Below are 24568 nucleotides of genomic sequence, written 5' to 3'. Positions count from 1 at the left end.
GGCTAAAGCTAGCACTGCCTTGGACGTCCGGCAACTCACTGCATTTCGAGGGCAATCACACCTTGCACCCAAAAGCGTGGCTGCAGGTGACCGTTGCCCAGGCCCATGTAGCGCTCGCTGCGCTCCGTGAGTCGGGGCACGTCACGAATCGCGACGAACACCAGCAAGCCCACGGCCACGACGCTCGCGGCCATCCACACCCTGTACAACGCCGGCACCGGGGCGACCGATGGAACGCGCCACACATGCAATCCCATCAGCCAGCCAACCACCAGCGCCAGCCAGAGTTGCGACACCGGCATCACGATCACCCCATCCACCTGTGCCTGGGCCAGTGCACCGATCAGCGAAGCAAACAGGCACAGGCGCAGCAGGTCCACGGGCGCCAAGGACAACGCACGCTCACGCAACACGCCCAAGGTTGACCAACCCGCCCACGCAACCAACGCGATCATGCAGAGCGTCGACGGTACGCCCCATTCGCTGGCCCACTGCAGAATCGCCTGGTGAGGGTGAGCGGCAATGTCATTGGCGATGTCGGCAAAATGCATCGGCCCGAAACCCAGCCAGGGCCGCTCGATAATCATGCTCCAGGCCTGCCACCATATCGGCCCACGCCCCGAGAGGCTGGTGGTCAGTCGATCTACGGCACCATTGGAAATTACAATCCCCAAGTACCCTGCCAGCACCGTGAAGACCAACCAATACAACACTAACCCACAGGCCAGTGCCGCCAACTGCCAGCCGAGCCAACGGCGCCCCTGCGGCCCCAGGAACATCAGCACGCAGCCGGCAGCGCCCATACCGAGCCAGGTGCCGCGGGTACCGCCACCGATCGCGATCAGCCACCAGACACACAGCAGGGCGAACACTGCGCCCCGCGCTGGACGAGCGACGTTTGAAACCAGCAAGGGAAGCGCCAGCAGCGGCAGGGTGAAGGTCTGGAACTGACCGTAGAAACGTTTATTGGAGAACCCGGACAACAGCAAATCGGTATTCACGATTGCTTCGCCGCTGGTGAAGGCGAGGACCCCGGCGTGCAGATATTGAATGCTTTTAACCATGCACAGCAGCAATACGAACAGGACCAATACACGATCCAGGGACTCATCCCCATTGCGCCTGGCCCGGCTGAAAGCCACAGCAGTGGCGCAACAACTGATGAGCAGCGCCAGCTCGGTCAACGCCCAGAGTGGCTGGTGGGCCAACAGGGCCGAAACCAGCCCCGCGCCCCCGATCAGCGACACCCCGAGCGCTGTCGACCTGTCTACGCATTGCTCTGCCTGCGGCAAGCACAGCCCATACACCACCGCACACAGCGCCACCCATATCTGCACCGCACGTTGCCAGTCATGACTACTGAAAGGCGCGCAGATCGCCAGCATCAGCAGACACATAACCACGATGAGGAATATGTTCCCCCGCTGCTGGACAGACGACGTCATCGGCAACCTCTACTTCCTTGTGATGGGCGTAGAGCGGTTTACACACACGCTCTTCCTTGCTGCGTAAACAGTAGACGACCTGATGATCACGCGCCGCCGGAAGCACAACCTTTAGCGGCGTATTGGTCTTCTGCCGTGGTGGTGCACTTCCAGCCGGTTGTGGCGCTACGGGTCAAGGTGATGATCTTGCCCAGGACCGGCGCGGGTGCGTCGAGGATTTCACAGGCAATCGTGCCAGCACCGGTGGCGATGTCGCCGGTCACGTCAATCCTGCAGTTGGCCGTTGGGCTGGTCCCGCCAATCAACGCCAGGGTCGGTGGCGTCCCCTGGTTCAGCGTGTCTTCAAAGCCCGCCTTCAACGCGGAGACTTCGGCCAGCCCTGCGGTGAACTTGGCCTTGGCCTGGTGCTTGGTGTACATGGGCAGGCCGATGGTGGCCAAAATGCCGATGATTGCCACGACGATCAACAATTCGATCAAGGTAAAACCTTTCTGACGCATCACATTCACTCTCCAGAATAAAACCTTTCGCGAGGCGCATCCTGCACCCCGTCTCGGCAACCGCGCCAGTGTACTCACCCCCGCACAACCAATGCTGAACAAGACGCACAAACTGACATTTTTTCGCTCACGGCGAGCCTGCCCGAATCCGTCACCTGACTAAGCTATAAATCTTCCACTGTCTGTGTGCGGAACCGTGAAATGAATGATGTTTCAGCGATCTATGCCTGGGAAGGCGTCAACCGCAAAGGGCGCAAGGTATCCGGAGAAACCCGCGGTCACAATCCCGCCCTGATCAAGGCACTGCTGCGCCAGCAAGGTATCAATCCTGGGCGCGTACGCAAGAAATTCGCCGGTTGGCCGAGCCTCGCCCTGCCGGTCAAACCGGCAGAGATCGCCCTATTCACCCGCCAACTGGCGACGCTGCTGAAGGCAGGTATCGCACTTTTACAGGCGCTGGATATCATCGCCGAGGGCTTCGACAACCGGCATATGGGGGCGCTGGTACAAGGCTTGAAGCAGGAGATCGCCGCCGGCAGCAGCCTGGCTGTCGCCTTGCAGAAATACCCACGCTACTTCGATGATCTGTACTGCAACCTGGTTGCGGCGGGTGAACAGGCGGGCGCACTCGAAGCGCTGCTGGAAAGGGTGGCCATTCACCTGGAAAAAAGCGAACAGCTGAAAACCAGAATCAAGAAGGCCATGACCTATCCCGTGACGGTACTGGCAGTCGCCACCGCTGTCAGCGCAATCCTGCTGATTCATGTGGTGCCGCAGTTTCAGGGGTTGTTTGCCGGCGTCGATGCACAACTGCCGGGCTTTACCCTGGGCGTCATCAGCCTGTCGGAGTTCATGCAGCAAAGCTGGTGGATGCTGATCCTGGCCGCGGGTGCCGGTTTCGCAGGAATGCGCAAAGCCTATCGCTCGTCCACAGGCTTTCGCCACTGGCTCGATGCCAGTTTGTTGAAAGCTCCCGTGGCAGGCACACTGCTGAAAAAATCGGCGGTCGCCCGCTATGCTCGCACGCTCTCGACCACCTTTGCGGCGGGCGTTCCATTGGTGCAGGCATTGGATTCCGTGGCCGGCGCCACGGGTAACGGGCAGTTCAAACAGGCAATCAATCGTATGCGGCACGACGTTGCAACCGGAATCCAGCTGAATGAATCCATGGCCATAAGCGGCCTGTTTCCAGGCATGGCGATCCAGATGACGGCTATCGGCGAGGAGTCGGGCACCCTCGATAACATGCTGGAAAAAGTCGCCTGCCACTACGAGGCTGACGTCGATAACCTGGTGGACAACCTTACCAGCCTCATGGAGCCGCTGATCATGGTAGTACTCGGTGGCATCGTCGGGGCATTGGTGCTGGCCATGTACCTGCCGATCTTTCAACTCGGTACAGCCTTTTGAGCACGCCACTGACTGAGATCCTCGTTTATCAGCCGTGGGTGTTTGTGTCAGGCGCGTTGCTGCTGGGCTTGATTGTCGGCAGTTTTATCAACGTGCTGGTATGGCGCCTGCCGAAGATGCTGGAGCGCGAATGGCGAGCCCAGGCCCATGAAGTACTGGGGCTTCCCGCCGAGCCCATCGCGGCTCCCTATAACCTGATGCGCCCCAACTCCTGTTGCCCACACTGCAGCCAACCGATTCGCCCCTGGGAGAATATTCCGCTGCTCAGTTATGTACTGCTCAAGGGACGTTGCTCAAGTTGCCATCAACCTATTGGCGCGCGTTATCCCATCACCGAACTGGCGTGCGGGCTGATCTCGGCGGTTGTCGCCTGGCATTTCGGTTTTGGCTGGGCAGCCGGAGCGGTGTTGTTGTTGAGTTGGGGCTTGCTGGCGATGAGCCTGATCGATGCAGACCACCAACTGCTGCCGGATGTGCTGGTGCTGCCGTTGCTGTGGCTGGGCCTGATCCTCAACAGCTTTGGCGTTTTTGTGTCATTGCACGATGCGCTGTGGGGCGCGGTAGCCGGTTACATGAGCCTGTGGTCGGTGTTCTGGGTGTTCAAGCTGATTACCGGCAAGGACGGGATGGGGCACGGGGATTTCAAGCTGCTGGCCATGCTCGGTGCCTGGGGCGGCTGGCAGATCCTGCCGATGACGCTGTTGCTGTCTTCCCTGGTGGGTGTGATGGGAGGCCTGATTCTATTGCGCCTGCGCAAAGCCCACGCATCCACTCCAATGCCTTTTGGTCCGTATCTGGCAATTGCCGGCTGGATTGCATTGCTCTGGGGTGGTCAAATAACCGACTTCTATTTGCAGTCTGTCGGTTTCAGATGACCACTTCTGTCGCAACACCCTGGATTCTTGGCCTCACTGGCGGCATCGGCAGTGGCAAAAGCGCGGCCGCCGAACACTTCGTCCGGCTTGGCGTGGACTTGATTGACGCCGACCACGCCGCGCGCTGGGTAGTCGAACCCGGGCGCCCTGCCCTGGCGCAGATTGCCGGGCATTTCGGTGCGGATGTGCTGCAGCCTGACGGGCAACTGGACCGCGGCGCGTTGCGCAAGCTGATCTTCGAAGTGCCCGACGAGCGCCGCTGGCTGGAGGCGTTGCTGCACCCGCTGATCGCCGAGGAGATTCGCAGCCACCTGGCGCGTGCACAATCGCCTTACGCGATCCTGGTGTCACCGCTGCTGATCGAGTCCGGCCAGTACACCATGACCCAGCGGGTGCTGGTGATCGACGTGCCGCAATCGTTGCAGATACAGCGTACCCTGCAACGCGATGGCATCAGCGAAGCGCAGGTGCAGGCGATTCTCAAGGCCCAGGCCACCCGTGAAGACCGCCTGCGCCATGCCGATGACGTGCTGGTCAATGACCAGGACCTGGCCCGGCTGCACGCCGAGGTCGAGCGACTGCACCACTTTTACCTTACTTTGCGTGGAGGCCGATCATGAGCCAACCCTTGAACGTCGAATGCCCAACCTGCGGCGCACCTGTGGAATGGAAAGCAGAAAACGTCAACCGTCCCTTCTGTTCGGACCGTTGCAAACTGATCGACCTGGGCGCCTGGGCGTCCGAGGAACACAAGATCCCGGTCAGTCCGGACGCCGAGGACGACCTGTTCTCCGAAGACTTTCAGCCCAAACACTAAGGCCGCATAAAGCCATAGTCCTGCTGGTCGTCGAGATTCTCTGCAAGGTACTGCAGCTCGTCGGCCAGGTCTTCAAAACTGCGCACGCCCTTGCTCTGCTGCACCACCGCACTGAGCATGGCGCGCAGGGTCAAGCCCGGGTCAAAGCCGATTTCCTGCGCCGCGTCCTGGCTTCTGCGTAACTCCTGCCGTGCCCACTCGTACACACTCATGATTCCGTGCTCCTGGAAATTTTGCAGAGCATGCGACCACTTGCGTGTGCGGCATTTGACCTGGATCAAGGCCGCGGATCGTCATCCTTCCAGGGCGCCGAGAGGTAGCGAGTGCGGTTGAATGTCTCCAGCCACTCGGGGCAGAACACCACCAGGGCGCTGATCACCATGCCATTGATAAAGGCCTCGGGGAAAATGATCAGCCACAAGTAGCCGACAAAATCCTCGATCCATTCCGGCATCGCAAAACGGCCATCGAACCACAGCAGCCCCAGGCCTGCCAGCAGGCACAGCAAGGCCGACAGTGCGGCGGCGAAAAAGCCCGAACAGAAGATATACACAAAGGGATTGCGTGGCCTCGCCCGCTCCACCAGCAGCGCACAGCCTTCGGTGACCAGCACCGGCAACAGGATCAGCAGCATGCCGTTGATCCCCACGGCGGCCAGGTCCTGGCGGCCGAGCAACACCAGGCCGAGCTGCGCGGCAAAGCCACCGACAATCGCCAGGGGCCAATCGAGCAACAAGGTCACGGCGGTCATGCCGATGAAGTGATAGGACACCCCTGTGTCGAAATCCCGGCGCACCAACCACAACATGAACAGTGCGAATACGGTGCCGAACAGCAAGTGCTGGCGTCGGCGGTCGGCAAACAGCTCGACCCACGGCGAACGCAGGAGCGCCCACATCACCACCGGCGCATACAGCAGCCAGCCGATGCTGAGGGTTTCCGGAGCCAACACCGCTGCGCTGATCACGGCTGCACCTGCTCCAGGGCCTGGCGCAGTTCAGCGGCGGAATCGTATTCATGCTGCGCCACCAGCGTCCCGTGATCCAGTTGCAGCCACAGCACTTTATCCACAGGTGCGGGATAGCGCGGGGTAACACGGGCATCGCGGTCGAGCATGACGCGATAGTTGTAGGCCTGCATCGCCGGCACCGCGAACATCTTCGCGATCAGCCGGGGCATGCGCTGGATATCGGCGAGAAACACCACATGCCGAGCCTCCAGGTAACCCTTGGGCTGGCCCTGCAGCGCCGTATCGACGATCTTGGCGGCGTCCATGCTGCGCGCTACGAGCAAGGTTTGCGCCTGGTCATCCAGGGTGTAGGCCTGGTCGAACTGATCAAGCAACGTCCAGGGTGCAACGCGCTCACCCACTTCGACGGCTTGGGCCCACACGGGCAAAAGACTCAAGAACAGCACCACAAAACACTTCACTGCATACTCCTCATGCCACGGGAAACTGTCGAGTGGCCAGTCTACACCGACCTTTTGACGCGGGACTTCCTGCGGTCATCATTTGGACGCTAAGCTGGTGACATGGATGACTCAGATTATTTGCGCCTGCTCACCGTAGCGGCCGAACAAGCCAATGCTTTCCTGTCCAATGCCCGCAAATGGGAGCGTGAGCGTTGGGTCTGCCAGCGCCTGTTGCAAGGCTTGAACGTGCCCTATCGCGCCGAAGAATTCCACGCCGCCGGGCAAGAACCGCCGGACGTGCTGTTTCGCGACGCCAGTTTCGAAGTGTTTTTCGTACTCGATGAAGGCCGGCGCCTGAACGATGAATGGCGTGACGAACTGCTGCGGCGGCGCAGCGCGTTTTCCCTGAGCCAACTGGTTCGGCGAGAAGCCAAGCCCCGGCGCATTCCCGCCCACGAATTCCTGCTACGCCTGGCGCCGACCCTGCGCAAGAAGGCCCACAACTATAAAGAGCGCGGGATGGACCTGGGGGAGCTGGACCTCATCGCCTTCGCCAGCCTCAAGCGCGAAGTACTGGACCTCAACAGTCACTTCCCTCCTCCCACCGAGTACCTCCGCCAGGGCTGGCGCTCGCTGTCCCTCGTGGGGCCGACCTTCGCCCGCGTACTGTTCGCGCACCCGGACGCGCCGGACTTCTTGCGCAACAATCTGGGGCGCAGCATAGTGTTCGATGTGGGCATCAGCCTGTGATCGGGTTGGCGACTATGCTTCAGGCAATGCCGCCAATCACCCGACTGTAACGTGGCGCCCTTCAGCAACGTCTACCTGACGAGGCCTTTATGACCAGCCGCCTGAACCCCGACGACCAACAGCATGTCGAAGAGTACCTGCAACTGTCCCAGAACCAAGTCGAGCGCAGGCCTTTCCGGCCCTGGCTGCTCCTTGCCGTGGTGCTGGTTGCAGTGATCGGCCTGGGTTTGCTGAGCCGCCTTTTGAGTTACCTGACGCTATGAGCTGCCTGGCGCTCGCTCGGGTAACTGCACCGATTTCCTTTAGCCTTGCGAGATATCCCCATGACCCATCGTATTATTATCGTCGGCGGCGGCGCCGGCGGCCTGGAGTTGGCTACCCGCCTGGGTAAGACTCTGGGCAAGCGCGGCATCGCCAGCGTCACCCTGGTGGATGCCAACCTCACCCACATCTGGAAACCCTTGCTCCACGAGGTGGCGGCCGGCTCGCTGAACTCTTCGGAAGACGAACTCAATTATGTTGCCCAAGCCAAATGGAACCACTTCGAGTTCCAGCTGGGGCGCATGAGCGGGCTTGATCGCGAGCAGAAAAAAATCCAGCTGGCCGCCACCCTCGACGAGGAAGGCCGGGAACTGGTGCCCGCGCGCGTGCTGGGCTACGACAGCCTGGTGATCGCCGTCGGCAGCACCACCAATGACTTCGGCACCGAAGGCGCGGCACAACACTGCCTGTTCCTCGACACCCGCAAGCAGGCTGAGCGTTTCCACCAGCAATTGCTCAATCACTATCTGCGCGCCCATGCCGGGCAGACGGACGTGGTAGAGCAGATCAGCGTCGCCATCGTCGGCGCCGGTGCCACCGGCGTCGAGCTGGCCGCCGAGCTGCATAACGCCGCACATGAACTGGCCGCCTATGGCCTGGACAAGATCAAGCCGGAAAACATGCACATCACCCTGATCGAAGCCGGCCCACGGGTGTTGCCTGCCCTGCCGGAGCGGATCGGCGGGCCTGTGCATAAAACCCTGGAGAAACTCGGGGTGACCGTCCTGACCAACTCCGCCGTGAGTGAGGTGACGGCCGACGCCCTGATCACCAGCAGCGGCCAGGTAATCCCGGCCAGTCTCAAGGTCTGGGCCGCCGGGATTCGTGCGCCAGGCTTCCTCAAGGACATCGACGGCCTGGAAACCAACCGTATCAACCAACTGCAAGTGCTGCCGACCCTGCAAACCACCCGCGACGAGAACATCTTCGCCTTTGGTGACTGCGCGGCCTGCCCGCAACCCGGCACCGATCGCAATGTGCCGCCACGGGCCCAGGCAGCTCACCAGCAGGCATCGTTGCTGGCCAAGTCGCTGAAACTGCGAATCGAGGGCAAGGACCTGCCGTCGTACAAGTACACCGACTACGGTTCGCTGATCTCGCTGTCGCGCTTCTCGGCGGTGGGTAACTTGATGGGCAACCTGACGGGCAGCGTGATGCTGGAAGGCTGGCTGGCGCGGATGTTCTATGTGTCGCTGTATCGCATGCACCAGATGGCGCTGTATGGCTTCTTCCGCACGGCGATGCTGATGCTGGGGAGCAAGATCGGGCGAGGGACCGAGCCGCGCCTGAAACTGCACTGACAGCACGTTCCGGGATAGGACTCGGTGAGTGTGGGAGCGGGCTTGCTCGCGAAAGCGGTGGTTCAGTGCCAGATGCACTGGCTGGCACACCGCTTTCGCGAGCAAGCCCGCTCCCACACTTGTTTTGTGGTGCGGACAGGATTCCGCGCACAAAAAAAATCCCCGTATCTTTCGATACGAGGATTTTTAATATGGTCGGGGTAAGGGGATTCGAACTCCTGACATCCTGCTCCCAAAGCAGGCGCGCTACCGGACTGCGCTATACCCCGGTAAAAAAAAGGCGACCTCTCAGTCGCCTTCTTCGATCAGCGCTTTTGGCCTCTGATCTTAAGATTCGATTCCAGCGTTAACTGGTCTCAAAAATGGTGGGTCGTGTGGGATTCGAACCTACGACCAATTGGTTAAAAGCCAACTGCTCTACCAACTGAGCTAACGACCCAAATATGGTCGGGGTAAGGGGATTCGAACTCCTGACATCCTGCTCCCAAAGCAGGCGCGCTACCGGACTGCGCTATACCCCGGTTTTGAAATTGGCTCCGTGACCAGGACTCGAACCTGGGACCCAATGATTAACAGTCATTTGCTCTACCGACTGAGCTATCACGGAACTACATATTTCAAAGTGTTACGTTGTTGCATGTTACCTTCTCTTCGACGCTTCCGTATCGCTACGTTAGTGTCTCTGAGGCGCGCTATTCTACAATCTTAAAAACCCCTGTCAACCCTTTAAATTGCTTTTAAGACAATGATTTGCGCTTCTTTCTGATTTCTCCTTGGGGAGAAGAAACCGTTGGGCTGACGTTGCTGCGGGGCGCACTTTACAAGCCTTTGCCTTACAGTTCAACGCCCTATCGAAAAAAAAGGCCCCGCAATGCGGGGCCTCTTCTTATAGCAGTACCGCTTGGGCTTAGTGGAAGACGATTTCGTCGTTCTCCACCGTTGCCTCGACGCTGGTGCCCGGCATAAAGCTGCCCGACAGGATCAGCTGCGCCAACGGGTTCTCGATCCAGCGCTGGATCGCACGTTTCAACGGCCGTGCGCCATAAACCGGGTCGTAACCAACCGCGATCAGCTTGTCCAACGCCTCGCGGCTCAGCACCAGTGACAACTCGCGCTCCGCCAGACGGCTGCGCAGGCGGCCCAACTGGATCTCGGTAATGCCCGCGATCTGATCCCGCGCCAGAGGCTCGAAGATCACCACTTCGTCGACCCGGTTGATGAACTCCGGCCGGAAGTGGCTGGTCAGCGCGTCCATTACGGCTGCACGCTGGGCCTCACGGTCACCCACCAGCTCCTGAATCTGTACCGAGCCCAGGTTGGAGGTCATCACGATCACCGTATTGCGGAAGTCCACGGTGCGCCCGTGACTGTCCGTCAGGCGGCCATCTTCCAGCACTTGCAGCAACACGTTGAACACATCCGGGTGGGCCTTCTCGACCTCGTCCAGGAGGATCACCGAGTAAGGCTTGCGCCGTACCGCTTCAGTCAAGTAACCGCCTTCCTCGTACCCTACATAGCCTGGTGGCGCCCCGATCAGGCGAGCCACGGAATGTTTCTCCATGAACTCGGACATATCGATCCGCACCATCGCCTCTTCGGTATCGAAGAGGAATTCGGCCAGGGCCTTGCACAACTCGGTCTTGCCCACGCCGGTCGGGCCGAGGAACATGAACGAGCCGCTCGGACGGTTCGGGTCGGACAACCCGGCCCGCGAACGCCGCACCGCGTTGGACACCGCGACCACCGCCTCTTCCTGGCCGATGACGCGCTGGTGCAACAGGCTTTCCATCTTCAGCAGCTTGTCGCGCTCGCCTTCGAGCATTTTCGACACCGGGATACCGGTCCACTTCGAGACGACCTCGGCGATTTCTTCCTCGGTCACCTTACTGCGCAGCAGCTGGTTCTCGGGCTTGCCGTGCTGGTCGACCATCTGCAGGCTACGCTCCAGGTCCGGGATCACCCCGTACTGCAACTCGGCCATGCGGTTCAGGTCGCCTTTACGGCGGGCTGCTTCCAGTTCCTGACGGGACTGCTCGATCTTTTGCTGGATCTGCGCAGAACCCTGCACTTCGGCTTTTTCCGAGGTCCAGATTTCTTCGAGGTCCGAATACTCGCGTTCCAGGCGAACAATTTCTTCCTGAAGTTTTTCCAGGCGTTTCTTCGCCGGCTCGTCTTCTTCTTTCTTCAGGGCCTGGGATTCAACTTTCAGCTGAATCAGGCGCCGATCCAGACGGTCCAGCACTTCGGGCTTCGAATCGATCTCCATCCGAATGCGGCTGGCCGCTTCGTCGATCAAGTCGATGGCCTTGTCCGGCAACTGCCGATCAGTGATGTAGCGATGGCTCAGTTTCGCCGCCGCGATGATCGCACCGTCGGTGATCGCGACTTTATGGTGGACCTCATACCGCTCTTTCAAGCCACGCAGGATCGCGATGGTGTCTTCTTCGCTCGGTTCTTCCACCAATACTTTCTGGAAGCGACGCTCAAGGGCCGCGTCCTTCTCGATGTACTGGCGGTATTCGTTCAGCGTGGTCGCACCCACGCAATGCAACTCGCCCCGCGCCAGTGCCGGCTTGAGCATGTTGCCCGCGTCCATCGAGCCTTCGCCTTTACCGGCGCCGACCATGGTGTGCAGTTCGTCGATAAACAGAATGATCTGCCCTTCCTGCTTCGACAGTTCGTTCAGCAGGGATTTGAGGCGCTCTTCGAACTCGCCACGGAACTTGGCGCCGGCAATCAGCGACCCCATGTCCAGGGACAGCAGGCGCTTGCCTTTAAGGCCGTCCGGCACTTCACCATTAATGATGCGCTGGGCCAGGCCTTCGGCAATCGCGGTTTTACCCACGCCAGGTTCGCCGATCAGCACCGGGTTGTTCTTGGTGCGACGCTGCAGGACCTGGATGGTGCGACGAATTTCGTCGTCACGACCGATCACCGGGTCAAGCTTGCCTTCTTCGGCGCGCTTGGTCAGGTCGACGGTGTATTTGTCCAGGGCCTGGCGGGACTCCTCGTGGTTAGGGTCATTTACCGCCTCGCCGCCGCGCAGGTTGTTGATGGCGTTTTCCAGGGCTTTTTTGCTCACGCCCTGGCCCAGCAACAATTTGCCGAGTTTGCTGTTGTCGTCCATCGCGGCGAGCAGCACCACTTCACTGGAGATGAACTGGTCACCCTTTTGCTGCGCCAGTCGATCCGCCTGGTTAAGCAGACGCGCCAGATCCTGGGACATGTTCACGTCGCCAGTCGGGTTTTGGATTTTCGGCAGTTGGTCGAGCTCTTTGCTCAACTCCTTGCGCAGGCTGTTGACGTCGAAGCCCACCTGCATCAGCAAGGGTTTGATGGAACCGCCTTGCTGCTCCAGGAGCGCTTGCATCAAGTGCGCAGGCTCGATGGCCGGATGATCCAGGCCAACCGCCAGAGATTGGGCATCGGATAAAGCCAACTGCAATTTGCTGGTTAAACGATCAATACGCATTAGTCACCTTCCTTTTGAGCAGGCCGGAGCTATGAACAAACACATCCTGAATGAAGAAACCTGCCAGATACCCTTATAGATGGGGTGGATTCTGGAAGATTCAAGCGGGCGACCGCTGACTTGCGTCAGGATTGACCCAAGTCAAAGGAGTCTAGCGTTCAAGCCAGACAAGGGAGGCAAACCGACCGGTGCGCGGGCTGCGACGGTAGGAATAGAAGCGGGGATCCGTCACAGTGCACAAGCCACCACCGTACACGGCAGTGACGCCGCGGGCGGCAAGCCGCAGGCGAGCCAGCTGGTAAATGTCGGCCATGAACTTGCCCGGGTTCTGACTGGGCACGAACGCCTCAATCGTTTCCGGAAGTTGCTGCATAAAGGCTTCACGCACTTCCGGGCCGACTTCAAAGGCTTGCGGACCGATGGCCGGCCCCAGCCACACCAATACGTCGGCAGGCTCGGTATCCAGACTTTCAACGGTCGCTTCCAATACGCCAGCGGCCAGGCCACGCCAGCCGGCATGGGCTGCCGCGACGCGGGTACCGGCGCGATTGCAAAACAAGGCAGGCAGGCAATCAGCCGTCATCGAAGTGCAGGCGATGCCCGGAGTGCTGGTCCAACTGCCATCGGCTTCGGCAGTCCGGCCGGGATCCGCCTCGACGACAACCACACCGTGGACCTGGCGCAACCAGGCGGGCTGGATATTGAAGGCAGCGCAGAGACGACGGCGATTTTCGAGCACGTCTTCGAGGCTGTCCTCGACATGATCGCCGAGATTTAGGCTGTCGAACGGCGCCACGCTGACGCCGCCCGCACGGGTGGTAACGCAGGCTTTCACCCCGGCCGGCGCGGGCCAGTCAGGAATCAGCCAGTCACTCATCCGATAAACGCCTCGCGATCCTGCTTGAGCAGCGACAACAACCAGACAAAATCGTCTGGGAGTGGCGATTCCCAGCTCATCCGTTTACCGCTCGTCGGATGATCCAGCTCCAGGAAGCGTGCATGCAGCGCCTGGCGCGGGAAGGTTTTCAGCGAATCAACCATGGTTGCACTGGCCGCCGGCGGAATGCGGAAGCGGCCACCGTAGGCCGGATCTCCGACCAACGGGAAGTTGATGTGCGCCATGTGCACCCGAATCTGGTGGGTACGACCGGTTTCCAGCTTTACCCGCACGTGAGTGTGGGAGCGGAAACGCTCAAGCACGCGGTAGTGGCTGACGGCTTGCTTGCCGCCTTCCATCACCGCCATGCGCTGGCGCTGCTGGCCGTGGCGGCCGATCGGGGCATTGATTTTGCCACCGGCGGTTACCACGCCGATCACGATGCATTCGTAGATCCGGCTGACGCTGCGGCTCTGCAGTTGTGTGACCAGCTGCGTCTGCGCCTGAATGGTCTTGGCTACCACCATGAGGCCGGTGGTGTCCTTGTCCAGGCGGTGCACGATGCCGCAGCGCGGGACATTGATGATGTCCGGCACGTGGTGCAACAAGGCATTGAGCAGCGTGCCATCAGCGTGCCCGGCGGCCGGGTGAACCACCAGGCCGGCAGGTTTGTTGATCACCAGGATGTCGTCGTCTTCGTAGACGATGTCCAGTTCAATGTCCTGGGCGATCCATTCTCCCTGGGCTTCCTGCTCGGCAGTCAGCTCAAGAATCGCACCACCATGGACTATGTCTCGCGGGCGGATAACCGCTCCATCCACAGTCAGGCGGCCGTCTTTGATCCAGGCGGAAAGGCGCGAGCGCGAGTGCTCAGCGAATAATTGTGCGGCGACTTGATCGAGGCGTTGGCCGCCCAATTCGGACGGCACCTCTGCGCGAAGTTCAATTTTATCGGACATGCTCAGACTAGGCGTGGCACAGCCTTTGGTTTCGGCTGCGCGCTTGTGGTTAAATACGGCGTCTTTTGCCCCGAGGCTTTCCAAGGGGCGCTCATCATAACAGGACGGCCCCGCCCAAGACAGCGGCCGTCATAGGGACGCAAGCCGCCATGCAAGTGAAACACCTGCTGCTGATCGCCATCCTCGCCATGACTGCTGCTTGCTCGTCAACAAAGGAAGTCGTCGACGAAAACCTGAGCGAGGTCGAGCTGTACCAACAAGCTCAGACCGACCTGAACAACCACAGCTACACCAGCGCCACGACCAAGCTCAAGGCACTGGAGTCGCGGTATCCGTTCGGGCGCTACGCCGACCAGGCCCAGCTCGAGCTGATCTACGCCAACTACAAGAACGCCGAGCCGGAAGCTGCCAAGTCCGCCGCCGAGCGTTTTATCCGCCTGCACCCTCAGCACCCGAACGTGGACTACGCCTACTACCTCAAGGGCCTGACCTCGTTTGACCAGGACGTTGGCCTGCTGGCGCGCTTCCTGCCGCTGGACATGACCAAGCGTGACCCGGGCGCTGCCCGCGACTCCTACAACGAGTTCGCCCAGCTCACCAGCCGCTACCCCAACAGCCGCTACGCGCCGGACGCCAAGCAGCGCATGATCTACCTGCGCAACCTGCTGGCTTCCTACGAAATCCACGTAGCCCACTACTACCTGACCCGTCAGGCGTACGTTGCTGCCGCGAACCGTGGCCGTTACGTAGTGGAAAACTTCCAGGAAACCCCATCGGTGGGTGACGGCCTAGCCGTGATGACCGAGGCTTACCAGCGCCTGCACCTGGACGCCCTGGCGGCCACCAGCCTGGAAACCCTGAAGCTCAACTACCCGGACCACCCAAGCCTGAAGGACGGCCAGTTCGTACCGCAGGTTGCCGAAGCCGACAACCGCTCGTGGTTGAGCAAGTACACCCTGGGCCTGATCGAGTCCCGTCCACCGCTGCCGCCGGGTGAAACCCGCGCCAACCAGGACATCATCAAGCAATACCAGGACGCCAAGGATTCGATTCCATCGGACCTCAAGCCGCGTGACGAAAACGGCGACATCATCGAAGAGCAAGGGCCTCAAGCCCTGGGCAATAACGAAGATCGCTCGTGGTTCAGCTACATGACTTTCGGTATCTTTGACTGATTGTTCGCCGTGATGCAAAAAGGGAGCTCTTCGGAGCTCCCTTTTTTATTGCGCTGCATAATTGCGCTGTGCGCCCATCACGTCCTTGGCTAAACTGCGGGATTCCTTGTCGAGAAGCTGCCCACCATGGTTCGTCTACTGTTCTGGATCGCCGTTATTGCTGCCGCGGTATGGTTTTGGCGCAAATTCAAAAGCCCGGCCGCCAAACAGCAGCGGCCCAGCGAACAGGGCCCGATCCAGATGGTTCGTTGCGCCCACTGTGGCCTTCACCTGCCACAGGATCGAGCCTTGAGCCTGCGCCAGGAATGGTATTGCACCCAGGCGCATCTGGAGCAAGGGCCGAAATCTATCCAGCGTTGATTCGGCCTGCCGGCGCATACGGGGCCGGATCAATGATCGGCTCATGTCCCAGCAACAAATCGGCAAACAGTTGGCAGGACGCCGGCGCCAGCACCAGGCCGTTGCGGTAATGCCCGCAGTTGAGCCACAGCCCGTCGAAACCTGGCACCTTGCCAATATAGGGAATGCCCTCCGGCGAGCCGGGCCGCAAACCGGCCCAATGCCCCACCACTTCGGCATCGGCCAGGGCCGGAATCAACTCGACGGCAGAGGCTTTCAGGCTTTCCAGTGCAGAGTCGGTGGGCGTCTTGTCGAACCCCTCGTGCTCCAGCGTGCTACCAATCAGAATGTGCCCATCCCGCCGGGGAATCGCATAACGCCCCTTGGCCAGGACCATGCACGACAAGAAGTCCGACGCACACTTGTACAAGATCATCTGCCCCTTGACCGGCTCCACGGGCAACTCAAGCCCCAGGCGGCCCAGCAACTCACCGCTCCAGGCGCCGGCGGCCAGCACTACCTGATCGCCATGGATCGGCCCGAGCGCCGTATTCACCCCAACAACCTTGCCGCCCTGCTGAATAAACCCATCAACCGCACACTGCTCGTGAATCGTCACGCCCGGCAGGGCCAACAAGGCCGCCTTGAGGGATTTGACCAACCGCGGATTACGCACATTGGCCACATCCGCCATATAGATCGCCTGGGAAAACCCGGCACCCAGCACCGGCACAGCGTCATGGGCAGCCGAAACATCCACCTTGCTCAGCGGGCGCCCTTCGCGGGCTGCCCAGGCAAGCGCCTCGGTTTCATCATCCAGGTCCAGCCAATACAGGCCGGTGGTGTGAACTTCCGGGTCAATGCCAGTGGCCGCGAACAGACGCTCTGCCAGTTGCGGGTAAAAATCCTGGGACCAGTGCGCCAGGGCCGTCACGGCCGGGCTGTAGCGCCACGGGTAGAGCGGGGAGACAATGCCGCCGCCGGCCCAGGAAGACTCCTGACCGACCGCCGAACGATCCAGCAACACAACCGCTTGCCCTTGGGTCGCCAGGTTGAACGCCGTCAACAACCCGATTACCCCACCACCCACAACCACTACTTGCTGTTGCTTAGCCATTGTTCGATCCAGCCGATAAAAAGAAAAAGGCACGCCCGGCGCCCAATCGTCCAGCTTCCTCATCATTGCCCCCAGCACGCCTTGCGCGTCATATCAGGCGCGGCTCCCGGGTTGCTTCGCGCACCGGTACTGCTCAGGCTGAAGGCGGCACAGGGATCGCCCGCCATCACCGAGTCAATTGCCGGCGTGGCAAGCAGAACGAAATCCTGAGGGTTCAATGCAGGGGTGATTCTATAGCGATCATTGCCGGCGATGACGCCAGTTGCATCAATAAAAGTGCCGTTCCTCGCGTAATAGCGCTCAAGGTACTGTGCCTGCTCACTCAGCAACCCGGCAATTTCCGCGCGATAGACCTTTTTCATATGGCTGAGATACCCGGGATAGGCGACGCCCGCCAGGAGTCCGACGATCGCCACGGCGATCAGTAATTCGATCAGGGTGAAGCCTGTGCAATCTTTGCCCATCGTGCTGCTCACCTATTGAAGTTGTCGCCACATGATTCGTCGAAAACGCTCGCCGGGCCCGCTGCCCACACGGGCATACACAGACTCCAGGACGGAGCGTGAGCGCCCACTGACGCCCACTGAGGTCACGCGATAGACGGTGGCCTGGGCCTCTGCCGGGAGTTGAGCCAAACCCGTTCCCGGCCCCAGGTTTTGAATACCGTAGACGCCATCTTTCATCCCTATCCAGGTCACAGTCGATACGGGATTCGTCCCCGGCCCCACTACCGAAACCGATTCGGCAGGTGGCGCGCACGCGGCCGTCGAGTGGCAAGGGCGCAGGGCGAAACCTGACGCCTGCACCAAAGACTCGCCAAGCCTGAGGCCGCTTTCGGCCTGCTGAAACGACTGGTTGCGCTGCCGAAGGCTGCCGGTAATTTTTTCTTGCGAGATTGCTCCCTGCATCGAAGACACTCCGAGGAGTGCCAACAGCAGCAGGAATACCAGGCTGATCAGCAAAACCATGCCTGCCTGCCTCGAACGAGAGAGGTAATAACCCATGGGCACGCTACTCCAGGCGATTACGTAGTGCCGCGACCACGCTGTAGGCCTGGTCTTTCACCAACCCATTTGGATCCTGAAGTGTCAGCAGAATCCGCACGCTGCGGATGAGCGACTCATCGCCGGGGTTGGGGTCATATCGGCTGACAACCGTTGAGCCAGGCTTGTCGGCCACGCCGAAACTGATATCGAATGCCCCCACGTTATCCACCAGCACAGCTTTGCTCGGGGCCGCCAGCGTACTGAACTTCAGCTGCCCGCCCTCAAAGGTGTAGGTCAGCTTGCGCAGTGGGAAGTGGATTTGCCCGGGCGTCGCTGCCGGCGGGCTTCCAACATAGGCGTGGGCAGAGCCGGTGCAATCGGAAAGCACCGTCCAGTCCGGCTTGCTGCCACCCTCCCCGACGTCGGCGGTCACCAGCGTCAGGGACCGGGAACTGCCGGTGGTACTCCATCCAATGGGACGATCAAAACCTGCGGGAGCGTTGCTGATTGATGCAGCGGACAAGCAGCCAAACATGCCCGCCTGGCGTATTTCCTGAATCAGCTTGCCAAGGGCGAACCGTGCATCATCCTGCAACAGCGAAGCCGCACTCTGGCTGGCATAAGTGGTTCGGGAGCTGAGTGCAATCTGGGTCACCCCCAGGATCAACATCAGGCCGAGGGCCAATGCCAGCAGCATCTCCACCAGGCTGAAACCGCACGCTGGACCTCTCATGGCAACACCCTCGGGTCGACTGCAACCCGGCTGGTCAGGGTGAACGTTTCCCGGGTGCCTTGAGCCTTCGCTCCACGGGAGTCGTCCCAACTGATGCTGATGGTCACCTCTCGCTGATTGACCGCAACCGACCCCTTGGCGCTTTCCCCGGCGAACCCGACGATATTCGCTTCAAAGTCGTGCAGGTCCAGATCACGCACACTCGCGACCGAGGTGCTGGAGGGCGCGCGTTCGCCCTGGCCCCAGGAGTAATCAGCACCCGAATTGGCGCGGATCCGGTCGAGCATGTCGTAGGCAATGAAACTGGCCTGACTGGTCATCCTGGAACTGTCGGTGTATTTCAATGCATTGAGCTGAATGACTGCCGCCCCCAGCAGGCCGACAGCGAGGATCAGCACAGATACCAGGACCTCGATCAGCGTCATTCCGGCCTGGGTCGGTTGCGGGTGGGGCGTTACGGGAAAAGCGTTCATTACCATCGCCATCCATGTCGAAGGTCATCAGAAAGCAGCGCAAACCTGCTGTGCGACGCAAGACTAGCGCCGGTATTGCCTGGGCGCTGCCCCCCGGAACAAAGCGAAATACTTTGGACAGAATGGCCACCATTCGACCCGCCGGACTGGGCGCTATAACTATGTCTGCCATCCGGCACCGACTGAAAAAGCACACCGCGTCCACGGAGGGACGGCCCATGAAACAACGAGGTTTCTCGCTGATTGAACTGATACTCGGCCTGTTCCTGAGCGGCATCCTGGCCAATCTGGCAGTGCCGAGCCTCAAGGGGCTGCTCGAGTCGCAACGACGCCAGAGCGCCGCCGAATCCCTTGCCGGCGGACTGCGTTATGCCCGCACAGAAGCCATCGCACGCAATCGCACGGTGGTTATCCATGCATTGGACGATGACTGGAGCCGGGGTTGGAGGGTGATACTGGACCTGAACGGTCGCGGCCATCTGGACGACAAAAACCCGGTGCTGCTGGAGCGCCAGGACAGTGGGCAGATACCGATTGTGGGGAATACGCCGGTGAGAACCCAGATACGCTTCAGCAGCCTGGGTGAACCGCTGCTGTCAGCAGGGGCATTCAGCGCCGGCACCGTCCACGTGTGTGCGACGGACCAGCAACTGAGCCTGTATCAAATAGTGCTGGCCGCCAGCGGGCGTATCAGCCTGCGCAGTAACAAGACCGAGCAGGCTTTGTGCCGGGGCTATGCCGGCACTCTGGGCCTCAGAGCAGCGAACGAACCCGCAGCTCCTTGGGCATGGAGAAAGTGATGTTCTCTTCACGGCCAGCCAGTTCATCAGCGCCCGTGGCGCCCCAGGCCTGCAGTTGCTGAATAACGCCACGCACCAGGACTTCCGGGGCCGAGGCTCCGGCAGTGATGCCAATGCGTTCGACACCGTCGAACCAGCTGCGCTGCATGTCTTCGGCACCATCGATCAGGTAGGCCGGGGTGGCCATGCGCTCGGCCAGTTCGCGCAGGCGGTTGGAGTTGGAGCTGTTGGGACTCCCCACCACCAGCACAACATCGCATTCGTCGGCCAATTGCTTGACCGCATCCTGGCGGTTCTGGGTGGCGTAGCAGATGTCATCCTTGCGTGGACCGCCGATGGCCGGGAAGCGCGAGCGCAAGGCATCGATGACGCGGCTGGTGTCGTCCATGGACAAGGTGGTCTGGGTAACGAAAGCCAGCTTTTCAGGGTTGTGAACCTGCAATGCAGCGACGTCTTTTTCGTCTTCCACCAGGTAGATCGCCCCACCATTGCTGCCATCGTACTGGCCCATGGTGCCTTCGACTTCCGGGTGACCGGCGTGGCCGATCAGGATGCATTCACGACCATCACGGCTGTAGCGCGCGACCTCGATGTGCACCTTGGTCACCAGCGGGCAGGTGGCGTCGAACACTTTCAGGCCACGGCCTGCTGCTTCGGTGCGTACCGCCTGGGAAACGCCGTGAGCGCTGAAGATGACGATAACGTCGTCCGGCACCTGGTCCAGTTCTTCAACGAAGATGGCCCCGCGGCTGCGCAGGTCTTCGACCACAAACTTGTTGTGGACGACTTCATGGCGCACGTAAATCGGCGGCCCGAAAACTTCCAGGGCGCGGTTGACGATTTCAATCGCCCGGTCCACGCCGGCGCAGAAGCCACGGGGGTTGGCGAGTTTGATTTGCATGCTGTGCCTCGTGTCTTGCCCTGTAGGATCGAGCTTGTGTGGCGAGGGCGCTTGCTCCCGCTGGGCTGCGAAGCAGCCCCAACAAGCTCGCCCCTGCAGTAGGCCGATTTCGTTAGTTACAGCGCTTTAACGTCGATGATTTCAACATCAAAGGTCAAGGTTTTCCCGGCCAACGGGTGGTTGAAGTCGATGGTCACTTGCGCGTCATCAAAGGCTTTCACCACACCCGGCAGCTCGGTATTCGCCGCATCGTTGAAGATCACCAGCAAGCCTTCCGACAGCTCCATGTCCTGGAACTGCGAACGCGGGATGATCTGCACGTTTTGCGGGTTGGGCTGGCCAAAGGCGTTTTCCGGCAGGATCTGCAGGTTGCGCTTGTCGCCGGCCTTGAAACCGAACAGTGCCGCTTCGAAACCCGGCAGCAGGTTGCCGTCGCCGACCTTGAAGGTCGCCGGGGCCTTGTCGAACGTGCTGTCGACCGTGTCGCCATTCTCCAGGCGCAATGCGAAATGCAAGGTGACTTCCGTGTTCTGGCCAATGCGTTGCTCAGCCAATACCTGTTCAGTCATGAACGGTCTCTCCGGTTTTCTTGCTTTTGAACATATCCAACGCCAGCATGATTGCACCGACGGTGATGGCGCTGTCGGCAAAGTTGAACGCCGGGAAGTACCAGCGGTTCTGCCAATGCACCAGAATAAAGTCGATCACATGGCCCAGGGCAATGCGGTCGTAGAGGTTGCCCAATGCGCCACCCAGCACCAGCGCCAACGCAACGGCCAGCCAGGTGTCGTTACGCCCCAGGCGCTTGAGCCAGACTACCAGCACGGCACTGACCACCACGGCGATCAGGGCAAACAGCCAGCGCTGCCAGCCGGAGCTGTCAGCCAGGAAGCTGAACGCAGCGCCGGTGTTGTAGGCCAGGGTCCAGCTGAAGTAGTCGGGAATCACCACGATCTGCTGGTACATCTCCAGGGCGCCTTCGAAGTGAGCCTTGCTGAGCTGGTCAATGACCAGCACCAGCACGCTCAACACGAGCAAGCCCAGGCGTCCAAAACGACTGGCTTCAGGCATAGTGACGAACCTCGCCAGCGCCAGAGATGTTGTCGACACAGCGACCGCAGATTTCCGGATGCTCGGGGTTCACGCCGACATCTTCACGGCAGTGCCAGCAACGGGCGCACTTGGCGAAGGAGGACTTGACCACCTTGAGCTTGAGACCCGGGACTTCGGTCGCGACTGCGTCTGCAGGCGCCTGGACAAACGGCGCCAGGCTGGCGGTCGAGGTGATCAGGACGAAGCGCAGTTCGTTGCTCAGCTTGGCCAGGTCAGCGGTCAGGCCTTCCTCGGCAAACAGCGTGACTTCGGCCTGCAGGTTGCCGCCAACGGCCTTCGCCGCGCGCTGCACTTCCAGCTCCTTGTTCACGGCAACCTTGACGGCCATTACGCCTTCCCAGTACTCGCGGCCCAGCTCGAAGTCGGCCGGTAATTCGGTCAGGCCTTCGTACCAGGTGTTGAGCATCACGGACTCGTTCCGCTCGCCCGGCAGGTATTCCCACAGTTCGTCGGCGGTGAATGCCAGGATCGGGGCGATCCAGCGCACCAGCGCTTCAGAGATGTGGTACAGCGCGGTCTGCGCCGAACGGCGGGCCTTGCTGTTGGCGCCGGTGGTGTACTGGCGGTCCTTGATGATGTCGAGGTAGAAACCACCCAGCTCCTGCACGCAGAAGTTGTGGATCTTCGAGTAGACGTTCCAGAAGCGGTATTCGCCGTAGTGCTCTTGCAGCTCGCGCTGCAGCAACAGGGTACGGTCCACGGCCCAACGGTCCAGGGCGAGCATTTCCTCGGCCGGCAGGATGTCGGTGGCCGGGTTGAAACCGGTCAGGTTCGACAGCATGAAGCGTGCGGTATTACGGATCCGGCGGTAGGCATCGGCGCTGCGCTGCAGGATCTGCTCGGAAACGGCCATCTCGCCCGAATAATCGGTAGAGGCAACCCACAGGCGCATGATGTCGGCGCCCAGGGTGTCGTTGACCTTTTGCGGCGCGATCACGTTGCCCAGGGACTTGGACATCTTGCGACCGTTCTCGTCGACGGTGAAACCGTGGGTCAGCAGCTCGCGGTACGGGGCGTGATCGTCGATCGCGCAACCGGTCAGCAACGAGGAGTGGAACCAGCCACGGTGTTGGTCCGAACCTTCCAGGTACAGGTCGGCACGCGGGCCGGTCTCATGGCCCATCGGGTGCGAGCCGCGCAGTACGTGCCAGTGGGTGGTACCCGAGTCGAACCAGACGTCGAGGGTGTCGCTGATCTTGTCGTACAGCGGCGCTTCGTCGCCCAGCAGCTCGGCGGCGTCCAGCTTGAACCAGGCTTCGATGCCCTCTTGTTCAACGCGCTGGGCAACCTCTTCCATCAGCTCGACGGTACGTGGGTGCAACTCGCCGCTTTCCTTGTTCAGGAAGAACGGAATCGGCACGCCCCAGTTGCGCTGGCGGGAGATGCACCAGTCCGGACGGTTGGCGATCATCGAGTGCAGGCGCGCCTGGCCCCAGGCCGGAACGAACTTGGTGTCTTCGATCGCCTTGATCGCACGCTTGCGCAGGGTTTCGCCGCTGGTCGGCTCTTTGTCCATGCCGATAAACCACTGCGCAGTGGCGCGGTAGATCAGCGGGGTCTTGTGACGCCAGCAGTGCATATAGCTGTGGGTGATGGTTTCGGTGTGCAGCAGCGCACCGACTTCCGCCAGCTTGTCGACGATCGCCGGGTTGGCCTTGAAGATGAACTGGCCACCGAAGAATTCCAGGGACGGCACGTACACGCCGTTGCTTTGCACGGGATTGATGATGTCGTCGTTGACCAGGCCGTACTGCTTGCAGATCACGAAGTCGTCTACGCCATAGGCAGGCGAGCAGTGAACCACGCCGGTGCCGGCGCCCAGTTCAACGTACTCGGCCAGGTAGATTGGCGACAGGCGGTCGTAGAACGGGTGACGGAAGTTGATCAGTTCCAACGCGGACCCGGTAGTGGTCGCGATCACCGAGCCTTGCAGGTTATAGCGGGCCAGGCACGCCTCCACCAGCTCTTCAGCCAGCACCAGCAGTTTGTCACCGACGTCCACCAGGGCGTAGGTGAATTCCGGGTGCACGTTCAGCGCCTGGTTGGCCGGGATGGTCCACGGGGTGGTGGTCCAGATCACAATGGAGGCTGGCTTGGCCAGGCTCGCCAGACCGAAGGCTTGCGCCAGTTTGGCTTCGTCGGCGATCGGGAAGGCCACGTCGATGGTCGAGGACTTCTTGTCTTCGTACTCGACTTCGGCTTCAGCCAGGGCCGAGCCGCAATCAAAGCACCAGTTCACGGGCTTGAGGCCCTTGAACACGAAACCGCCCTTGACGATTTCGGCCAAGGCGCGGATTTCACCGGCCTCGTTCTTGAAGTTCATGGTCTTGTACGGGTTGGCCCAGTCGCCCAACACCCCCAGGCGGATGAATTCGGACTTCTGCCCTTCGATCTGCTCGGTGGCGTAGGCACGGCACAGTTCGCGGGTTTTATCCGCGCCCAGGTTCTTGCCGTAGGTCACTTCGACCTTGTGTTCAATCGGCAGGCCGTGGCAGTCCCAGCCCGGGACATAAGGCGCGTCGAAACCCGAAAGGGTTTTCGAGCGGATGATCATGTCCTTGAGAATCTTGTTCAGCGCATGACCGATGTGAATCGTGCCGTTGGCATAAGGAGGGCCGTCGTGCAGGACGAATTTCGGACGATCCTTGCCAATCTCGCGCAACTTTCCGTACAGGCCAATACTGTCCCAGCGCTGCAGGATCTGCGGTTCGCGCTGTGGCAGGCCGGCCTTCATTGGGAAGGCGGTGTCCGGAAGGTTTAGCGTGGCTTTGTAGTCGGTCATTTAAGGCTC

At 60.6% G+C, this 24568-nt stretch carries 27 protein-coding genes and 4 tRNA genes; 10 read left to right on the top strand and 21 right to left on the bottom strand.

Annotation, left to right across the window (positions count from 1 at the left end; all coding sequences use genetic code 11):
• Positions 1-35: 35 nt before the first annotated feature.
• On the bottom strand, positions 36-1445 hold the full coding sequence (locus HX818_RS16925) for an O-antigen ligase (RefSeq protein WP_177020441.1): 1410 nt from the start codon (positions 1443-1445) through the stop codon (positions 36-38).
• An 86-nt stretch (positions 1446-1531) separates the two neighbouring features.
• A complete protein-coding gene (locus HX818_RS16920) occupies positions 1532-1945 on the bottom strand; it encodes a pilin (protein WP_003215925.1) in 414 nt (137 codons plus the stop codon).
• A 201-nt stretch (positions 1946-2146) separates the two neighbouring features.
• On the opposite strand from HX818_RS16920, the gene HX818_RS16915 reads away from it, so the two are divergent.
• From HX818_RS16915 to yacG, 4 genes are read left to right on the top strand one after another with little or no spacing between them, the layout of a single operon-like run.
• Positions 2147-3355: a type II secretion system F family protein gene (locus tag HX818_RS16915; protein ID WP_177020440.1), complete on the top strand. Its 1209-nt coding sequence runs from the start codon at positions 2147-2149 to the stop codon at positions 3353-3355.
• Complete coding sequence (locus HX818_RS16910; protein WP_371315722.1) at positions 3352-4230, top strand: A24 family peptidase; 879 nt, start codon at positions 3352-3354, stop codon at positions 4228-4230. Before HX818_RS16915 ends, HX818_RS16910 begins: the two co-directional genes overlap by 4 nt.
• Entirely contained in the window at positions 4227-4850 is a 624-nt protein-coding gene (gene coaE, locus HX818_RS16905; protein ID WP_003215920.1) for a dephospho-CoA kinase, read from the top strand. Before HX818_RS16910 ends, coaE begins: the two co-directional genes overlap by 4 nt.
• Positions 4847-5047 carry a DNA gyrase inhibitor YacG gene (yacG, locus tag HX818_RS16900; RefSeq protein WP_003215918.1) on the top strand — a complete coding sequence of 67 codons (201 nt, stop codon included), beginning with the start codon at positions 4847-4849 and terminating at the stop codon, positions 5045-5047. The genes coaE and yacG overlap by 4 nt, the downstream gene beginning before the upstream one ends.
• Here the strand turns inward: yacG and HX818_RS16895 are convergent.
• From HX818_RS16895 to HX818_RS16885, 3 genes are all read right to left on the bottom strand, one after another.
• Positions 5044-5259, bottom strand: coding sequence for a hypothetical protein (locus HX818_RS16895; RefSeq protein WP_003215917.1), 216 nt, complete (start codon positions 5257-5259; stop codon positions 5044-5046). The two genes, yacG and HX818_RS16895, sit on opposite strands and share 4 nt — an antisense overlap.
• 65 nt (positions 5260-5324) lie before the next feature.
• Complete coding sequence (locus HX818_RS16890; protein WP_177020439.1) at positions 5325-6014, bottom strand: energy-coupling factor ABC transporter permease; 690 nt, start codon at positions 6012-6014, stop codon at positions 5325-5327.
• The gene (locus tag HX818_RS16885; RefSeq protein WP_177020438.1) at positions 6011-6478 is read right to left on the bottom strand and encodes an FAD/FMN-containing dehydrogenase; all 468 of its coding nucleotides are present in this window, start codon (positions 6476-6478) and stop codon (positions 6011-6013) included. Before HX818_RS16885 ends, HX818_RS16890 begins: the two co-directional genes overlap by 4 nt.
• 102 nt (positions 6479-6580) lie before the next feature.
• On the opposite strand from HX818_RS16885, the gene HX818_RS16880 reads away from it, so the two are divergent.
• From HX818_RS16880 to HX818_RS16870, 3 genes are all read left to right on the top strand, one after another.
• The gene (locus HX818_RS16880; RefSeq protein ID WP_008437312.1) at positions 6581-7210 is read left to right on the top strand and encodes a DUF1780 domain-containing protein; all 630 of its coding nucleotides are present in this window, start codon (positions 6581-6583) and stop codon (positions 7208-7210) included.
• An 89-nt stretch (positions 7211-7299) separates the two neighbouring features.
• Positions 7300-7473 (top strand): DUF3094 family protein, encoded by a 174-nt coding sequence (locus HX818_RS16875; RefSeq protein WP_003215908.1) that lies wholly within the window; start codon positions 7300-7302, stop codon positions 7471-7473.
• Between the two features lie 60 nt (positions 7474-7533).
• Entirely contained in the window at positions 7534-8832 is a 1299-nt protein-coding gene (locus tag HX818_RS16870) for an NAD(P)/FAD-dependent oxidoreductase (RefSeq protein ID WP_003215906.1), read from the top strand.
• A gap of 192 nt (positions 8833-9024) precedes the next feature.
• Here HX818_RS16870 and HX818_RS16865 read toward each other — a convergent pair.
• From HX818_RS16865 to rluD, 7 genes are all read right to left on the bottom strand, one after another.
• Positions 9025-9101 (bottom strand) — tRNA-Pro (locus HX818_RS16865).
• A gap of 94 nt (positions 9102-9195) precedes the next feature.
• A tRNA-Lys gene (locus HX818_RS16860) sits at positions 9196-9271 on the bottom strand.
• 5 nt (positions 9272-9276) lie between these two features.
• Positions 9277-9353 (bottom strand) — tRNA-Pro (locus HX818_RS16855).
• Positions 9354-9363: 10 nt separating this feature from the next.
• Positions 9364-9439, bottom strand: a tRNA-Asn gene (locus HX818_RS16850).
• Positions 9440-9739: 300 nt separating this feature from the next.
• The gene (gene clpB, locus HX818_RS16845; protein ID WP_003215904.1) at positions 9740-12304 is read right to left on the bottom strand and encodes an ATP-dependent chaperone ClpB; all 2565 of its coding nucleotides are present in this window, start codon (positions 12302-12304) and stop codon (positions 9740-9742) included.
• A 151-nt stretch (positions 12305-12455) separates the two neighbouring features.
• Complete coding sequence (gene pgeF, locus HX818_RS16840) at positions 12456-13181, bottom strand: peptidoglycan editing factor PgeF (protein WP_177020437.1); 726 nt, start codon at positions 13179-13181, stop codon at positions 12456-12458.
• Positions 13178-14140, bottom strand: coding sequence for a 23S rRNA pseudouridine(1911/1915/1917) synthase RluD (gene rluD / locus HX818_RS16835; protein ID WP_003215899.1), 963 nt, complete (start codon positions 14138-14140; stop codon positions 13178-13180). The genes pgeF and rluD overlap by 4 nt, the downstream gene beginning before the upstream one ends.
• Positions 14141-14289: 149 nt before the next feature.
• Here rluD and HX818_RS16830 point away from each other — a divergent pair, with 149 nt between their 5' ends.
• Together HX818_RS16830 and HX818_RS16825 are read left to right on the top strand one after the other, a co-directional pair.
• Positions 14290-15315: an outer membrane protein assembly factor BamD gene (locus HX818_RS16830; RefSeq protein WP_003215898.1), complete on the top strand. Its 1026-nt coding sequence runs from the start codon at positions 14290-14292 to the stop codon at positions 15313-15315.
• Positions 15316-15441: 126 nt separating this feature from the next.
• A complete protein-coding gene (locus HX818_RS16825) occupies positions 15442-15675 on the top strand; it encodes a PP0621 family protein (protein WP_026078011.1) in 234 nt (77 codons plus the stop codon).
• Here HX818_RS16825 and thiO read toward each other — a convergent pair.
• The 5 genes from thiO to pilV form a co-directional block, all read right to left on the bottom strand.
• Complete coding sequence (gene thiO / locus HX818_RS16820; protein WP_003215894.1) at positions 15662-16771, bottom strand: glycine oxidase ThiO; 1110 nt, start codon at positions 16769-16771, stop codon at positions 15662-15664. The genes HX818_RS16825 and thiO overlap by 14 nt on opposite strands.
• Positions 16772-16833: 62 nt before the next feature.
• Positions 16834-17235 carry a type IV pilin protein gene (locus HX818_RS16815; RefSeq protein WP_003215892.1) on the bottom strand — a complete coding sequence of 134 codons (402 nt, stop codon included), beginning with the start codon at positions 17233-17235 and terminating at the stop codon, positions 16834-16836.
• 12 nt (positions 17236-17247) lie between these two features.
• Positions 17248-17775: a PilX N-terminal domain-containing pilus assembly protein gene (locus HX818_RS16810; protein ID WP_177020436.1), complete on the bottom strand. Its 528-nt coding sequence runs from the start codon at positions 17773-17775 to the stop codon at positions 17248-17250.
• Positions 17776-17782: 7 nt separating this feature from the next.
• A complete protein-coding gene (locus HX818_RS16805) occupies positions 17783-18490 on the bottom strand; it encodes a PilW family protein (RefSeq protein ID WP_177020435.1) in 708 nt (235 codons plus the stop codon).
• Positions 18487-18963: a type IV pilus modification protein PilV gene (pilV, locus tag HX818_RS16800; RefSeq protein ID WP_003215885.1), complete on the bottom strand. Its 477-nt coding sequence runs from the start codon at positions 18961-18963 to the stop codon at positions 18487-18489. Before pilV ends, HX818_RS16805 begins: the two co-directional genes overlap by 4 nt.
• A gap of 218 nt (positions 18964-19181) precedes the next feature.
• On the opposite strand from pilV, the gene HX818_RS16795 reads away from it, so the two are divergent.
• Positions 19182-19763, top strand: a complete 582-nt coding sequence (locus HX818_RS16795; protein WP_008432843.1) for a GspH/FimT family pseudopilin — start codon at positions 19182-19184, stop codon at positions 19761-19763.
• Here HX818_RS16795 and ispH read toward each other — a convergent pair.
• The 4 genes from ispH to ileS all read right to left on the bottom strand — a co-directional run bounded on the left by ispH (position 19717) and on the right by ileS (position 24559).
• A complete protein-coding gene (gene ispH, locus HX818_RS16790) occupies positions 19717-20664 on the bottom strand; it encodes a 4-hydroxy-3-methylbut-2-enyl diphosphate reductase (protein WP_003215881.1) in 948 nt (315 codons plus the stop codon). The genes HX818_RS16795 and ispH overlap by 47 nt on opposite strands.
• 116 nt (positions 20665-20780) lie before the next feature.
• On the bottom strand, positions 20781-21218 hold the full coding sequence (gene fkpB, locus HX818_RS16785; protein ID WP_003215879.1) for an FKBP-type peptidyl-prolyl cis-trans isomerase: 438 nt from the start codon (positions 21216-21218) through the stop codon (positions 20781-20783).
• A 7-nt stretch (positions 21219-21225) separates the two neighbouring features.
• The gene (lspA, locus tag HX818_RS16780; RefSeq protein WP_003215877.1) at positions 21226-21735 is read right to left on the bottom strand and encodes a signal peptidase II; all 510 of its coding nucleotides are present in this window, start codon (positions 21733-21735) and stop codon (positions 21226-21228) included.
• Positions 21728-24559 (bottom strand): isoleucine--tRNA ligase, encoded by a 2832-nt coding sequence (gene ileS / locus HX818_RS16775; protein WP_177020434.1) that lies wholly within the window; start codon positions 24557-24559, stop codon positions 21728-21730. The genes lspA and ileS overlap by 8 nt, the downstream gene beginning before the upstream one ends.
• Between the last annotated feature and the right edge of the window lie 9 nt (positions 24560-24568).

The organism is Pseudomonas sp. F9001, assembly GCF_013385435.1.
Classification (GTDB): Bacteria; Pseudomonadota; Gammaproteobacteria; order Pseudomonadales; family Pseudomonadaceae; genus Aquipseudomonas.
The sequence above is the reverse complement of the archived record's forward strand: the minus strand, read 5'-3'. Positions and strand labels throughout refer to the sequence as shown.

Coding starts and splice junctions, on each gene's coding strand:
- HX818_RS16815 (WP_003215892.1), bottom strand. CDS start 17,235: ATGGGCAAAGATTGCACAGGCTTCACCCTGATCGAATTACTGATCGCC.
- HX818_RS16895 (WP_003215917.1), bottom strand. CDS start 5,259: ATGAGTGTGTACGAGTGGGCACGGCAGGAGTTACGCAGAAGCCAGGAC.
- HX818_RS16875 (WP_003215908.1), top strand. CDS start 7,300: ATGACCAGCCGCCTGAACCCCGACGACCAACAGCATGTCGAAGAGTAC.
- coaE (WP_003215920.1), top strand. CDS start 4,227: ATGACCACTTCTGTCGCAACACCCTGGATTCTTGGCCTCACTGGCGGC.
- clpB (WP_003215904.1), bottom strand. CDS start 12,304: ATGCGTATTGATCGTTTAACCAGCAAATTGCAGTTGGCTTTATCCGAT.
- HX818_RS16920 (WP_003215925.1), bottom strand. CDS start 1,945: ATGCGTCAGAAAGGTTTTACCTTGATCGAATTGTTGATCGTCGTGGCA.
- HX818_RS16870 (WP_003215906.1), top strand. CDS start 7,534: ATGACCCATCGTATTATTATCGTCGGCGGCGGCGCCGGCGGCCTGGAG.
- yacG (WP_003215918.1), top strand. CDS start 4,847: ATGAGCCAACCCTTGAACGTCGAATGCCCAACCTGCGGCGCACCTGTG.
- HX818_RS16795 (WP_008432843.1), top strand. CDS start 19,182: ATGAAACAACGAGGTTTCTCGCTGATTGAACTGATACTCGGCCTGTTC.
- ispH (WP_003215881.1), bottom strand. CDS start 20,664: ATGCAAATCAAACTCGCCAACCCCCGTGGCTTCTGCGCCGGCGTGGAC.
- lspA (WP_003215877.1), bottom strand. CDS start 21,735: ATGCCTGAAGCCAGTCGTTTTGGACGCCTGGGCTTGCTCGTGTTGAGC.
- HX818_RS16880 (WP_008437312.1), top strand. CDS start 6,581: ATGGATGACTCAGATTATTTGCGCCTGCTCACCGTAGCGGCCGAACAA.
- HX818_RS16810 (WP_177020436.1), bottom strand. CDS start 17,775: ATGGGTTATTACCTCTCTCGTTCGAGGCAGGCAGGCATGGTTTTGCTG.
- HX818_RS16830 (WP_003215898.1), top strand. CDS start 14,290: ATGCAAGTGAAACACCTGCTGCTGATCGCCATCCTCGCCATGACTGCT.
- rluD (WP_003215899.1), bottom strand. CDS start 14,140: ATGTCCGATAAAATTGAACTTCGCGCAGAGGTGCCGTCCGAATTGGGC.
- HX818_RS16805 (WP_177020435.1), bottom strand. CDS start 18,490: ATGAGAGGTCCAGCGTGCGGTTTCAGCCTGGTGGAGATGCTGCTGGCA.
- pilV (WP_003215885.1), bottom strand. CDS start 18,963: ATGAACGCTTTTCCCGTAACGCCCCACCCGCAACCGACCCAGGCCGGA.
- pgeF (WP_177020437.1), bottom strand. CDS start 13,181: ATGAGTGACTGGCTGATTCCTGACTGGCCCGCGCCGGCCGGGGTGAAA.
- HX818_RS16825 (WP_026078011.1), top strand. CDS start 15,442: ATGGTTCGTCTACTGTTCTGGATCGCCGTTATTGCTGCCGCGGTATGG.
- ileS (WP_177020434.1), bottom strand. CDS start 24,559: ATGACCGACTACAAAGCCACGCTAAACCTTCCGGACACCGCCTTCCCA.
- HX818_RS16925 (WP_177020441.1), bottom strand. CDS start 1,445: ATGACGTCGTCTGTCCAGCAGCGGGGGAACATATTCCTCATCGTGGTT.
- HX818_RS16915 (WP_177020440.1), top strand. CDS start 2,147: ATGAATGATGTTTCAGCGATCTATGCCTGGGAAGGCGTCAACCGCAAA.
- thiO (WP_003215894.1), bottom strand. CDS start 16,771: ATGGCTAAGCAACAGCAAGTAGTGGTTGTGGGTGGTGGGGTAATCGGG.